Consider the following 13,811-nt stretch of genomic DNA (forward strand, 5'->3'; position numbering starts at 1 on the left):
ATAGCATTGGGTGCTCGAATGAACACACCGTACTACACGCGACGCGAAATGCTCCGCCGAACGGCGTGTGGTTTTGGAGGCATGGCGCTGGCGCACCTGGTGGTGGGTGGCGCCAGCGGCAACACCGCGATGCTGCCGCGCACTACGCCCGTGGCGCCACGGGCCAAACGCATCATCTTCCTGTTCATGGCCGGGGGGCCGAGCCACGTCGATTCGTTCGACTACAAGCCGGAACTCATCCGCCGCAGCGGCCAGTCAATCGACTTTGAAGGGGTTCGCTTCGGTACGAAAGGGAAGATGACCAAGCGGAAGCTGATGGCCCCGCTGTGGAGCTTCCATCGATACGGCGAAACCGGAAGTGCTGTCTCCGATTTGTTTCCCTGCATTGGCCAACATGTGGACGATCTGTGCTTTTTGCATGGCATGCAGACCGAGGGTGTCGCGCATGGGCCAGCTACCCTGTTCCTGCACACCGGGGCGACAAATCTTGTCCGCCCCTCGGTCGGGTCGTGGCTCACGTACGGGTTAGGAACGGAGAACCAGAACCTGCCCGGGTTTGTGACCATCGGTCCGTCGCCCGTCAACGGCGGACCACGTAACTACTCGAGCGCTTTCCTGCCGGCCATCCATCAAGGCACTCCCATCGGCCGCGCCGGCCAACCGCTCGGCGACGCCCCCATCGCACACACTACACGAAGTGACCGTTCGACCGATTGGCAGGCCAATCAACTCGACCATCTTCAGCAGCTCAACCAGTTGCAGGCCAGTCGCGGGCACTTCGATCAGTTCGAGGCGACGATCCAAAGCTACGAATTGGCCTTTCGGATGCAAACGGCTGTCCCGACGCTGTTTCAGCTCGATCGCGAGACCGAGCAGACTAAGCGGATGTATGGCATGCACGAGAAGGCGACGGCCGGTTTTGGCCGTCAGTGCCTCTTGGCACGCCGACTCGCGGAGGCAGGAGTAAGGTACATTCAAGTGAATTACGCGGACAACTCGTCGAATCCGCGTTGGGACCAACATTCGAAAATGAAGCGACACGCGACGCACGCCCTGGCCACCGATCGACCCGTAGCCGCGCTCTTAGCTGACCTGAAGCAGCGCGGGATGTTGGAAGATACGCTCGTTTGGTGGGGCGGCGAATTCGGCCGCACACCCTTTTCGCAAAACAACGACGGGCGCGACCATAACCCCCGCGGCTTCACGGTTTGGCTTGCCGGAGGTGGCGTGAAGCCCGGCCACCACCACGGAAGCACGGACGAAATCGGCCACCTAGCAGTAGATGGCCGAGTGCACATGCACGACCTCCACGCCACACTGCTTCATCTGATGGGAATTGACCACAAACAACTCACCTTTCGCCACTCAGGCCGCGACTTCCGCTTAACGGACGTTCACGGACGGGTGGTTAAAGAAATCCTGTGAGTTATTCCTGCCGGAACGGGATGGAGCTTTTGAACAAGATCGCGACATGGGCGGGCACTGGAATCGTAGTTCGCATTCAGCAGCACGTAGCGAAGCGGCGGGCTTGAGCGAAATAGCCGAAATCTACCCCCCGCGTTCTTGCCACCAGCGTTTGCGGCCTGGCACAAGGAGAACTCTACCGCCAACACCTCACACGGCTCGAGTCTTGGTCTGCGATCGGTTGCAAGCAAGTCTTGGGCTTTCGCGGCAGTGTTCTGACACGAGATAGAGGCTCTTATGTTCGGTGTTTCGAAGGTCATGGGTGAGCATTCGAAAGACTGTACCGTTAGACTGTCGCTTCTAACGCTGTCGCCATCGCTGTGATCCCCATTCCTTGTTACTTATTGCACGGCTTGCAGAGGTACAAGGTAACGCTTCGCAACCAAGGTGCAACAAGATTTCTCGAGTGTTTCGGCACCCCTTGGAGTCGCCCGTCGATAGGTGGCCGCGGTCCCAAGAACTGGCTAAACTGAAGTTGATCGACGATTCGGCGTTACGCCTGTTCTATCGCCGGGTCAGATCACCAAGTTCGGTCGGTTCGTTGATCGCGAAGAAACCAACTCACTACCGACAGATACGTACTGATCCCCTATCACCTCCCTGAAGCTTGAGACAAGTCTAGTTGGCGGCTCATGTAGGTGGCTTCCCGCGCACCGAGTGAAAGTATGTTTCTCTCTGACATTTCACGTGCCGATTTCGCACGCGACGGGTTTCTGATTGTTCGCGAATTGTTTGATGGCGATGAGATATCCGCATTGCTCGCGTTTGCCCGTGCCGATCACCAAATGCTCGCTCAGTCCTACGTCCGCAAGGACGCGACGGGAGGTAACACACGGCTTGCACTGCAGAACGAATTGCCCGACGACTCGCCCTACGCTGCCGTCGCACGCTCCGAGCGGATCGCTCAGCGGATGCAAGAATTGCTGGGCGACGAAATATATCACTACCATCACAAGCTGATGTTAAAGGAACCTCGCGTGGGTGGCGCTTGGGAGTGGCATCAAGACTACGGTTACTGGTATCAGTTTGGCTGTCTGTACCCAGACATGGCGAGTTGCCTGATAGCTGTTGACCAAGCCACGAAGGCCAACGGTTGCCTGCAAGTGCTCAGAAGGTCACACCTAATGGGCCGTATCGATCATGCCAACACCGGAGAACAACAAGGTGCCGATCCAGCTTACGTAGAAGCAGCTCTGAAGCGGCTCGAACTGATGTATTGCGAAATGCAGCCTGGTGACGCATTGTTTTTCCATGGAAATCTCCTGCATCGTTCCGACAAGAATACGAGTGACAATCCTCGATGGTCGCTAATATGCTGCTACAACACGCGGCACAACGATCCATTCATTCAGAACGGCAGACACCCAAATTATGCTCCACTAGAAACTTGGTCGGACGATCGTGTCCGCGCCGCGTTGTTGAAGTGCTGATTCCAAACTAACCGAAGGTTCTAGCGCACAAACAAATGAGTAATATCTCACTACTTGGAGCTGGTCTAGTCGGTTCGCTGTACGCCGCAACGCTTCATGGCCATCGCCGACGCGACGAGATCCGCACAGTCTATTCCCGCTCTCTCAAGCGGGCGGCGTCGCTTGCCGCGAAGCACAGAATTCCCCGACCGACGAATGACCTGACCGATGCGATTTGTGACCCGGAGACCGACGTCGTAATCGTCGCCTTGCCAAATCACCTTCATGAACAGGCCGTGGTGGCAGCGGCGGAAGCAGGTAAAGCGGTGCTGTGTACCAAGCCACTTGGCCGGAACCGAGCCGAAGCCCTGCGCATGCTCGAAGCGGTTGAACAAGCCAACGTATTTCACGGCTACTTGGAGGACTTAGTTTATACGCCCAAGACTCTGCGTGCGCTCGCCTCGGTTCAACAGGGTGACCTGGGGCGAATTCTGTGGGTCCGCTCGCGCGAAGCCCACTCCGGTCCACATAGTGAATGGTTTTGGAACAAAGAACTGGCGGGGGGTGGTGCGATCGTCGATCTGGGATGTCACTGCATCGAGATTGCGAGATCGTTTATTGGCAAAGAAGTGCGCCCCATGGAAGTCATGTGCTGGGGCGATACGCAAGTGCACCCGATCGAAACCGAAGACCACGCCATCGGCGTAGTACGGTATGAAACCGGTGCCATCGGGCAGTTCGAAGTCAGCTGGACATTCCGTGGAGGAATGGATCTGCGCGACGAAGTTAGCGGGGCTGAGGGGACCATCTGGCTTAATCACTGGCTACGAACCGGATACGAGATGTACATGTCGGGAGCAACTTCGCAATACGTCGCGGAAAAATCGGAAGCGAATCAGGGGTGGTTGTTTCCAGTAGGCGACGAAGTGGCGGCGCTGGGCTACCCCAATATGTTTACCGACATGCTCGATTCCATCGACGCGGGCGGGAAACCGACCGAGTCGTTTTACGACGGTTACGTTGTAAATGCCATAATCGATGCAGCCTACGCTTCGCTGAAGTCGAAGCAGTGGGAGCCAATCGATCTGTCCGATTGGCGTGGACAACAGTCGGCTACACGCTTGGCCGAACGCCAAGAATACGACGAGCATTATTACTTGGTTAAAGAAGAGCGGATGCCTGATGGCTCGATCAAGCGGATTCTGCAGCACAAGCAGTCGCTCGAGATCATTGAACAACAACAATAGCGTTATTTATCGCTTGCTAGACAGAAGCCCGCACTTCGCTGTTAACCTCCCATGACCAAATCCGCAGCAGATTACTTTCGTTGGACGCCCGACCGAACGCAACTCCGAATCGCCAACACCATTCCCAGCAACGACTTGGCTTCAGAGAGAAAGAGAGGATTTCACGAAGAGTGTTGTTTACAGGTAGGCGTGACGCCAATCTGATTAGCCGCCAGTTCCTGCGTCGTCCCTTGGGACATCAGCACCTCCGCTTCGCGAAGCTTGGGGATAATCTCCTCGGGGCTGTACTTCTTGCCTCGTGCCATCAATGACCTCCTCAAAGTTACGTCCTGACGCCGTGATTATTCATCTCGGCATGGTCTCAGTTAAGGGGGCTGGATCAGCGCGCACCGCGTCACACTTGGGGACCACGATGGAAACGATGGGGCAGAAGAGGTTTACCTAAAGGATTGTTCCCATCACCCCTTGTTGACATCGCGACTGAAGGAAGGCGAGATTGCTTTTCTCAGCAAATCCCGCTTCATTATTGTAGAATTGTAGATTCTGCTTCTCAATACAAGCTCCCCATTTTATCGTAAACTCCGCTAACGGAGTCGCTAAGTGCTTCTTGGGTCGAGTATGCTTTGTTACATGGGTACTGAGAATGGGTACTGTGGCTATCTATATCGGCCTGCAGGCACAGCTCGACAGGCAAGCCCTACAACCAACTAGTTACAGCTTAGCAAATCACATTGCTTGAATTTACTTTTGATGTTGCTGCAGACCTGGAACTTCCAAAGCATGCGATTCAAGCGGCATCGTGTGGTGTCGTGGGCCAAGCAATCTGAGATGGAATGCCGACCAGCCTTTCCTGCGACGGATTCACGACCAACTCCTTAGGACGCTTTTGATATGACACGAAACATGGCACTGAGGAGAAAGCAGTTCCAGAGTCGGTCGCTAAGTGTCGAGCGATTGGAGGCACGGCACGTACTATCTAGCATGCCGCTGATCACTGAGTTCATGGCGAGCAACGACGATGCAGTCTCCGATGGTGATGGAAATTTTCCTGATTGGATCGAAATCCATAACCCGAGCGCCGCCGCTATCGATCTGGCCGGGTGGCATCTCACCGATAACGATGCTGCGCTTGACAAGTGGACGTTTCCTAGCCTTCCGCAATCAGTCCTCGATCCAGGTGAATACCTGGTTGTTTTCGCCTCAGGCCAGGCAACAGAAGACTACGTTGACGCAGGTGGGAATCTGCATACTAGCTTTAGCCTCGCTGTGGATGGCGGGTATCTAGCGTTAACCGATGCCGCGGAGCAGGTCGTCTACGAGTTTTCTCCAGAGTACCCGGGCCAACTAACCGACGTCTCGTACGGAATTGGGCAAGACAGTTTCGCGTTCGTACAATCTGGTTCGCCGGTGCGCTATTTGATTCCCAATGACAACTTACTGGGAACCACGTGGACAGAATCTGCATTCGATGACGCAGCGTGGACTTCTGAGGTAACTGTCCCCAAATCTACGGTTCTGATCTCTGAGCTAGGATTAAACAACCCAGATTGGATCGAAGTACAAAACGTAACCGACCAAAGCATCGACACGAATGGTTGGACCGTCGCGTTCAACGATCCTGCTGGCCCCGACGGCGGCGTTAACAGTGTTGAGATGTTCCTGTGGAATCTCCCCGGCAACACTGCCGCGGGGCAAGTGCTGACGACCGATGACAATACCGACGGACTGGGAAACATCGAATGGGACGACGACAATCCCGGGTGGACGATTCTGATGGACGACGCGGGCAACGTCGTTGATTTTGTCGCCTGGGGGTACAGCAGTGCCGATTTGAGCAACTTCGACGTTACTATCGGCGGTATTAACTTGACTGCCGACGACCTGCCCTGGGAGGGAGGCGGGACGCCTCTCGTCAATGGCGTTTACCAGATTCGCCGCGAAGGCAATCAAGATAACGACAATGCAAGTGACTTTGTGTTTGTCGAGAGCGGTACACAGGGCACGCAAAATACCAACTTAACCACTCCGTTTCCGAACGAAGTCACCTTGGCTGCGACTCTCGGCGTCGGGTACGAGAATGATCCGACCCAAGGTGACGGTAGCAGCGAGCTAACCAATCTTGCGCCCGACGGAATTACCTCGCAGTCTTCGCAGCTTGGGTCTTTCGGATCCGACTTGGCCATTGATGGCGACCCGACTAACTTCACCCACACGGCTGCCGGACTAGACCTGCCCGCTACCTGGCAGGTCGATCTAGGCGATGTCTTTCTACTGGAAGAAGTTATCCTCCACAATCGCGACGGCTGCTGTCAGTCACGGCTACGCGACATTACTGTTGAAGTGCTTGACTCTACTTCCACGGTTGTCTTCACGTCCGCGCTGCTTAACCCCGAGAACGTACTGGGAGGAGGCTCCGTCAGTTCGGGGCCTGAGACGCTCGAACTCGACTTTATCGCGCTCAGCGGCGGCCCCATCATTGGACAAACCGTGCGCGTTACCCGCACGCCCGACCCCGACCTCTCCGGTACAGCCGGAGGGGGCAATCTCGATGAAGCCGACGTGCTTTCGCTTGGCGAAGTACAGGTCATGGGCCGCGAGATTGTGAACTACGATCAGATTTTCCAGACCGATCTGGAAAGTGCGATGTTTGGCGTCGGTGCAGGGGTCTACGTGCGCACGGCCTTTACCTACGACAGCACTACCCCTCTCGACGCATTGCTGTTGAACATGCAGTACGACGATGGTTTTGTCGCTTATCTCAACGGCACAAAGATCGCCGAACGCAATGCTCCGGCGAATCTCGGTTTCGATTCCGTTGCCACAGCCGAACGCAACAATTTGGACGCGGTCGGATTCGAAACCATTGACGTGACGCCTTATCTCCATCTGTTGCAAGATGGCCAGAATGTGCTGGCCATTCACGGCCTCAATCTATCGGCCAGCGACAACGACCTCCTTATCAACCCACAATTGAACGGCGTAGCCAATACTCAGACCTTGAGTTACTTCGACGTGCCAACCCCCGGAAGTGCCAACAACAAGGGACTGACCGGCCAAGTTTCGGACACTACGTTCAGTGCCGACCGTGGCTTTTACAATGCTCCCTTCCAGGTTGAGATCACCACAGATACGCCTGGTGCCCAAATCTATTACACCACCAACGGCAACGTTCCCACGCCAGCGACCGGCATCCTATACACCACGGCCCTGGGCATCGACCACACTACCGTGCTTCGTGCCGCGGCGTTTAAGACCGACTATCTTCCAACCAATGTCGACACGCAAACCTACATTTTTGTCGACGACGTGGTGAGTCAGGACTTCCAGGCCACGCTCGACGCCGGTTTCCCGACGAACTGGGGATCCACTTCCGCCGACTACGGACTCGATCCCGACGTGATCGGCATTTTCGACGACAATGGCAACTCGGTCGGCGGAGACGAGTTCGGCGGTGTTTACGCCGCTTCGATCAAGGACGACCTTCAGGCGATTCCCACCATGTCGATTGTCACAAATATCGACGATTTGTTTGGCACCAATGGTATCTACACTAACTCCACCTCACGCGGCGTTGCATGGGAGCGGGCTACTTCCATCGAACTGATCAATCCCGATGGCAGCCAGGGGTTTCAGGTGGACGCGGGTCTTCGGATTCAGGGCGGATATTTTCGCAGCCACAGTGCTACGAAGAAGCATTCCTTCCGGTTGCTGTTCAAGAACCAATACGGACCTTCCCAGCTCGAGTTTCCGCTTTTCGGTGATACCGGAACCGTCGACGAGTTCAATACCATTGTCTTACGTGCGGGCGCCAACGATGGATATACGTGGGATGCCGCGAAGTATACCGAGCAGTACACCCGCGACGAATTCGGACGCAGCCTGCAACGCGCGATTGGTAGCCCCAGTGCTCACGGCACCTTCGTGCATCTCTACATAAACGGGGTGTACTGGGGGCTCTACAATCCGGTCGAGCGCCCAGATAGCGAGTTTGCGGCGAGTTACTTTGGTGGCGATGCCGACAACTGGGACGCAATCCACGTGGCAGAAGCCCAGGCCGGTGATTTTGTCGCGTGGGATGCAATGTTTGCCAAAACGGCGCTGGCAGGTTCGTCGCTGACTGACTACATGGAGTTACAGGGAAAAGATCTCGACGGCACCCGCGATCCCGCCATCGCGCCGCTGCTCAACGTGCAGAGCTACGTGGACTACATCATGCTGAACGTGTGGGGCGGCAACTGGGATTGGCCTTTTAAGAACTTCTGGGCCGGACGCAATCGCGACCCGGCCACTACCACTGGTTTCGAGTTCTTCACCTGGGATTTCGAGAATACCATCGGAAATAACCGGGGCCGATCTCCACTTGATGCCACCACGCTCGACCAGGATTTCACCGGTAGTAGAAACGCTGGGCAACCGCATAGCAATCTGCAAACAAACGAAGAGTACCGCATTTTGTTCGCCGATCGAATTCATCGGGCTTTCTTCAACGATGGTGCATTGACGCCCGATAATTTGGTTCAGCGTTACCAGCAGCTCGCAGATCACGTCGAGCGCGCAATCGTTGGCGAGTCGGCGCGCTGGGGAGATACAAAGCACAGTACGCCGCTTACGCTTGCGGAGTGGACCACTGAGCGCGATTGGATACTTAACACCTACCTGCCGCAGCGTTCGGACATCGTCTTGCAGGAATTTCGGGATTTCAATCTGTATCCAGATACCGATGCTCCCACATACAACCAACACGGTGGACAGGTACCGAGTGGGTTCGACGTGGTCCTTTCTGCCCCATCAGGCACAATCTACTACACACTGGACGGATCGGACCCACGAGAAATCGGTGGAGCGATCAGCGGCTCGGCCATCCAATACACCGGCCAGCCAATCGATCTTACGGCAGCAACCACAATTCGCACCCGGGCACTTGATCAGGGAGAATGGTCTGCGATCAACGCAACTACCTTTACCGTAGAGACTCCTGCCAACTCGTCAAACCTCCGTGTCACCGAGTTGCACTACAACCCCTTGGCGCCGAGCGCCGCCGAAATCGCCGCCGGGTTTACCGACAACGAAGAGTTCGAGTTTGTCGAACTTCTTAATACGTCGGCCGAACCCATCGAACTACAGCATGTCGAATTGACTACTGCCGTGGAGTTTGCCTTTCACGACCCCACCGTCTTGGCGCCTGGGGAACGGGCCGTGGTAGTTGAGAACCAATCGGCGTTCGAGTTCCGATACGGGACCTCAGTGCGCGTTCTTGGGCAGTGGTCTGGTCGCTTGAGTAATGGTGGTGAGACGGTATTGCTAGAAGATCGCGAAGCAGCAATCATTCAGTCCTTTGCCTATGAAGATGGCGACGATCTGGGCGAAGAGGCCTGGCCCACTTCGCCTGACGGCATGGGGCCTTCGCTGGTGGTCGTTGATACGGATGGCGATTACAACGACGGCCTCAATTGGCGAGCCTCACGCACGTTGCACGGCACTCCTGGAGGTGATGAAACTAGCGATTTGATGGGCGACTACAACTCCGACTTTGTCGTTGATCAGCTAGACTACTCGGTGTGGCGCGAGTCGTTTGGTTCCACTACCGACTTGCGGGCTGACGGCAATGGCGATGGCGTTGTGATGCTTGCTGACTACACCGTTTGGCGCAACAACCTGGGAGCCTATGTGCCACCCGCAGTGGCAATTGTTTCCACGACTACGAGCCCTCAGCCGGTTTTATCCGGGTCTGTGGCCACCAGCGATCGCTCCTCCCCTGCACCGACTTGGCCCGTCGCTCTTTCAACTAGCGCCCCCTGCGACGACACCAGCAGCGAAAAAGCTTTCGAGGCCCTGGCAATTTCTCTGCCAGCCAACGATTCTCAACTGTTGTTACTGTTGACGGATGATAAGTTTGCAGTAGATGCCTTCGAAACTGCATTTGGGGAGTTTGCACCTGATCATGCGGTCCATCTTACTGAAGATGAGTTCTCAGCATTTGCCCTGTTCCAACCCGAAGACTGGTCCAGCGATCTTTAGTTCATTCCTTTATACATCGGAGATCGCAAATTCAAACCGAATGAGTCTGTGGACGACAAGAGGATCAAATCCACCATCGAACTGTCGCTACGTGAGATATGACCAAGATCGCGACATCGGCGCGCAGCGGTAGCACAGATTGCATTTGACGGCACGCACTTGCGCGGCGCGTTCCAGACAAACAACCGGCAGATGCCGCTGACCCTCGTGGAACTGGACAGTCAACCGAAACCGATCCCCCGGCTGCCCCGCCTCCAGCGTTTGCGGGCTCGGTTCTACGACCCAGCCACCGGGCGATTCAATCGGCTCGATCCCTTTGCAGGCGTGGTGTCCGACCCGCAGTCGTACCACAAGTATTTGTATACGCACGGCGATCCAGTGAGCCAAGTAGATCCAAGTGGGTTGCGAACGTTCGCGGAGCGTTACTGGCGACCTGTTGAGCGAGAAACTGCGGCGGTCTATGCCCTGGACCACCCAACCGCTTGTGCCGGGACAGTGGTACTTCCTTCCGGCAGGACGCGGGCAGCTTGCACCTTTGGTCGATGGGCTCGAGTTGGGCTTAACCCTCGATTGAAGCCGGACATTTTAAATCATGTCGATCGTAAGTTTCTGGAGATCAAACCGCTGACCGAGTATGGTTTGCAGGCTGGGCCCGTTCAACTCCTGATGTACTCGGCCTCGCTCTTCCCGTATGGGTATTTTCCGGGCTACGAGTGGATACCATCGACCAACCTGATCTTCGTCCCTAAACCAGCAGTATTCTACAACTTTGGCGGTTTAGTGTTGTACACTGAAAAGATACAATTGCAGACACGGTTGGCCGTGCTTACCAGTGTAGTTGCCGTCCGGGAACTCTTTCGAAATCCGGCTCTTCTTCGCTTTCTAAATCAGGGGACTTTACAACCAGCGTTTGCGTCGGCAAGAGCTCTCGCTCGCTCTGCGGCAGCGTATTCGTCCGCGAGAAGTCAGCAAAGCCCCGCAATTATTCCGATTGGTGGAGGGATTGCCATTGCATGAGTAAATTCACTGCCTTGTATGCATTCGTCGTCGCCTCAGAACCCGTTGGCAAATTACTTGATGGCGTGATCAACGTTTTCGCCGGTTGTCGTAATTTAGCCCCGACCACGCTGCGCCTGCCCGACTCAACAATTACTCCCCTCACAAAAGATGTTCTAGATTTCACTGCTACAGTATCGGGAGCTACCGTGGAGCTTATCGGACCTCGCGCAACCTATCACGCCACTTGGGCGTATGGTCGGAAGGCGACGCACCCGTATCTTACTGCTCACCTTCGCGTTGAACAGAACGAGCTGAGTGCACTGGACAAATCGTTCGTCAAACTTGGTCAGGTTCTCAAAAGTCCCTACTCATTTATCGATACAACCGACTCGCTAAAATGGGAAGAGGATCGCTATTCACTAGGAGTGCCATTTTCAGCAAAAGCATTGTTCGGATTGTATTGGTTCAATCAGATCGGCTCAGAGTTGGCCCAGGAGTTTGAACCCTCGGCCGAAACGCTCGACTTACTAACATCGTACACGCCATGTGTCGACGGCACTCAGTGTTTCCATGCAAAAAGACATCCTGGCGGCAATGTTGAACCAGCCCTGATTGCGGCAATCGTCCGTGACGCCAATATATTTGAGAAGTACGATCCTAAGGCCGCCTTCAGCTGTGTTCCATTCGAGTTTGACTTGAGCAGGATCCGGAGTATTCCAGAGCCGTACGGAGAGGTGGTGCTCAATGATGTCACAGTGCGTACATACCAGCGAACTGAAGACTTGCGGCGTTACGGGTTCTTGCTACCGCTGCCCAATGGATTTGAATTCATGTTCCTTGTGCAGCCTAAGTACTGCGAGTTGCTGGGCCTATCAGTAAACGACATGCTCGTGTTGCCTGTCCAATCTCAGCTGAAGCATCTGGTCACAACTCAGATAGATGCAGCATTCGAGGAGATACCAGATTTAAACACCCTAGATAGAGTGCGGGAGGCTCACAAGCGTGGAAGCATTGGTTTATCTCCAGCGATTTTATCATACGTTCTCAACCAGTACCTCGGTGGCGCTTGACTATCCCTGTACTGGACCAGCGATATACAGTTCACTCTGTACTTCGACTGTTTTACTTGTATTGCATCGCCATAACCCGTTCTGGTATCACTCCTTCCGGTGATCGAACTTCCATGGAAGGAGATTGACGATGGAACGTCGTTTCGAAGTGCGAAGGGATGAATTGTTGGCTGAGTGTGAGGTCGCTCCGGCCGTTTTTCGGGATGTAATCGAGCGTTTGGAACGATTTATGGAGCCGTTTACCTGTCACTTGGTGCGATCTGAGCAGGTGGAGCATGCTTCGACTTATGTCCACGGATTGCTCTCGGACGTGAAGCGAAAGAACGTCGAGTCGATCGCTTATCGGCACGACCAGGTGCGTATCGGCTTGCAACGCTTTATCGGCTTCGCCAACTGGGACGACGCTCCGCTGCGGGAAGAACTCGCCCGGCAAGTGGGAGAGCACCTGGGCGAAGCGGACGGTGTCATTGTGTTCGACCCCTCTTCGTTTCCTAAAAAGGGAAACGCATCGGTCGGGGTACAGCGACAATGGTCGGGACGACTGGGCAAGATCGACAACTGCCAGATTGGCGTTTACATGGGATATGCCTCGAGCCAAGAGCACGCTTTGGTGGATATGCGGCTGTATCTTCCCAAAGATTGGGCCAAAGACAAAGCTCGACGACAGAAGGCGGGGGTGCCGAAGGAGATTCGCTATCGTAGTCGCCATGCGTTGTGTTTGCAGATGCTTGCCGAGAAAGGAACGCTGCTGCCTCACCAATGGATTGCCGGCGACGACGAGATGGGCCGTCCTTACCATTTTCGCCGAGATTTGCAGGAGTTGGGCGAGTCGTACTTGCTGGCGATTCCTTCCAATACACTGATTCGAGATCTCGATACCGGTCCCCCGACGTATTCGGGAAAGGGCCATCCCCCCAAGCGTCCGTGGCAACAAGTTCAGACCTGGCGTGAGGTTCTTTTGGACAGCGACTGGACACAGATCGAGGTTCGTGCTGGAAAAAAGGTCCGCTGAGCGTCGACATTGTCAAACGCCGTGTCGCGCCTCGCACTGATCAGCGTCGAGAAGCTCCACCGGAAACGCTGGTGGTTGTTCGTCGCACAAGCGAGGACGGCGCCGTGGAGCACGATTACTATTTGTCGAATGCGAGTCCAGAGACGCCGTTGAAAGAATTTGCGAGGGTGGCGAAGGCGGCACATCGTATCGAGGAGTGTTTTCAGCGCAGCAAGAGCGAGGCCGGCTTGGCCGACTACGAAGTTCGCAACTGGAAGGGCTGGCATCATCATCAAACGCTTTCGCTCGTCGCAACCTGGTTTATCGTGTGTGAAGCACGACGGGGGAAAAAAATGGACCCCGGCCATTACCATCCCTCAAATCCGAGAGGGAATCGCCATGATTCTCCACGACGAATGCGCCTGCCACCAACCGGCACGCCTCGCCCGGGAACGAAAGCGACGTCTTCAGAGAAACCAGCTTGCCAAGTTCTATCACTGGATGCAGCATAAACGATTAGCAGCATTGTGTTTCGAGAGAAGGAATATCTAAAACAGTCGAAGTACTAGGCCAGCGATATTTAGTTCAGTGGTTTGTACATCGAGATACGCAA

General features: G+C 55.2%; 9 protein-coding genes and 1 pseudogene. 9 read left to right on the top strand and 1 reads right to left on the bottom strand.

Annotated features, from left to right (window positions below):
* The first annotated feature begins 18 nt into the window (after positions 1-18).
* The 3 genes from NG895_RS00710 (at position 19) to NG895_RS00720 (ending at position 4,120) form a co-directional block, all read left to right on the top strand.
* Positions 19-1,425, top strand: coding sequence for a DUF1501 domain-containing protein (locus tag NG895_RS00710; RefSeq protein ID WP_252850515.1), 1,407 nt, complete (start codon positions 19-21; stop codon positions 1,423-1,425).
* Between the two features lie 704 nt (positions 1,426-2,129).
* Positions 2,130-2,894: a phytanoyl-CoA dioxygenase family protein gene (locus tag NG895_RS00715; RefSeq protein WP_252850516.1), complete on the top strand. Its 765-nt coding sequence runs from the start codon at positions 2,130-2,132 to the stop codon at positions 2,892-2,894.
* Positions 2,895-2,929: 35 nt separating this feature from the next.
* Positions 2,930-4,120: a Gfo/Idh/MocA family protein gene (locus NG895_RS00720; protein WP_252850517.1), complete on the top strand. Its 1,191-nt coding sequence runs from the start codon at positions 2,930-2,932 to the stop codon at positions 4,118-4,120.
* Positions 4,121-4,281: 161 nt separating this feature from the next.
* Here NG895_RS00720 and NG895_RS00725 read toward each other — a convergent pair whose 3' ends face one another.
* Positions 4,282-4,425 (bottom strand): hypothetical protein, encoded by a 144-nt coding sequence (locus NG895_RS00725; protein ID WP_252850518.1) that lies wholly within the window; start codon positions 4,423-4,425, stop codon positions 4,282-4,284.
* 676 nt (positions 4,426-5,101) lie between these two features.
* On the opposite strand from NG895_RS00725, the gene NG895_RS00730 reads away from it, so the two are divergent.
* From NG895_RS00730 to NG895_RS00750, 6 genes and pseudogenes are all read left to right on the top strand, one after another.
* A complete protein-coding gene (locus NG895_RS00730; RefSeq protein ID WP_252850519.1) occupies positions 5,102-10,138 on the top strand; it encodes a lamin tail domain-containing protein in 5,037 nt (1,678 codons plus the stop codon).
* 192 nt (positions 10,139-10,330) lie between these two features.
* A pseudogene (locus NG895_RS30750) lies at positions 10,331-10,531 on the top strand (RHS repeat-associated core domain-containing protein); the annotation flags it as partial.
* A gap of 177 nt (positions 10,532-10,708) precedes the next feature.
* Complete coding sequence (locus NG895_RS00735) at positions 10,709-11,155, top strand: hypothetical protein (protein ID WP_252850520.1); 447 nt, start codon at positions 10,709-10,711, stop codon at positions 11,153-11,155.
* Complete coding sequence (locus tag NG895_RS00740) at positions 11,152-12,207, top strand: hypothetical protein (protein WP_252850521.1); 1,056 nt, start codon at positions 11,152-11,154, stop codon at positions 12,205-12,207. The genes NG895_RS00735 and NG895_RS00740 overlap by 4 nt, the downstream gene beginning before the upstream one ends.
* 130 nt (positions 12,208-12,337) lie before the next feature.
* A complete protein-coding gene (locus NG895_RS00745) occupies positions 12,338-13,219 on the top strand; it encodes an IS701 family transposase (RefSeq protein ID WP_252850522.1) in 882 nt (293 codons plus the stop codon).
* A 104-nt stretch (positions 13,220-13,323) separates the two neighbouring features.
* Positions 13,324-13,710 carry a hypothetical protein gene (locus tag NG895_RS00750; protein WP_252850523.1) on the top strand — a complete coding sequence of 129 codons (387 nt, stop codon included), beginning with the start codon at positions 13,324-13,326 and terminating at the stop codon, positions 13,708-13,710.
* Positions 13,711-13,811 lie beyond the last annotated feature (101 nt).

The sequence above is a fragment of the Aeoliella straminimaris genome (assembly GCF_024054565.1).
In the GTDB taxonomy this organism is placed as follows: Bacteria; Planctomycetota; Planctomycetia; order Pirellulales; family Lacipirellulaceae; genus Aeoliella; species Aeoliella straminimaris.

Bases quoted from the DNA above. Each gene is read 5' to 3' on its own strand.
- NG895_RS00725 (WP_252850518.1), bottom strand. From the start codon at position 4,425: ATGGCACGAGGCAAGAAGTACAGCCCCGAGGAGATTATCCCCAAGCTT.
- NG895_RS00710 (WP_252850515.1), top strand. From the start codon at position 19: ATGAACACACCGTACTACACGCGACGCGAAATGCTCCGCCGAACGGCG.
- NG895_RS00740 (WP_252850521.1), top strand. From the start codon at position 11,152: ATGAGTAAATTCACTGCCTTGTATGCATTCGTCGTCGCCTCAGAACCC.
- NG895_RS00730 (WP_252850519.1), top strand. From the start codon at position 5,102: ATGCCGCTGATCACTGAGTTCATGGCGAGCAACGACGATGCAGTCTCC.
- NG895_RS00745 (WP_252850522.1), top strand. From the start codon at position 12,338: ATGGAACGTCGTTTCGAAGTGCGAAGGGATGAATTGTTGGCTGAGTGT.
- NG895_RS00720 (WP_252850517.1), top strand. From the start codon at position 2,930: ATGAGTAATATCTCACTACTTGGAGCTGGTCTAGTCGGTTCGCTGTAC.
- NG895_RS00715 (WP_252850516.1), top strand. From the start codon at position 2,130: ATGTTTCTCTCTGACATTTCACGTGCCGATTTCGCACGCGACGGGTTT.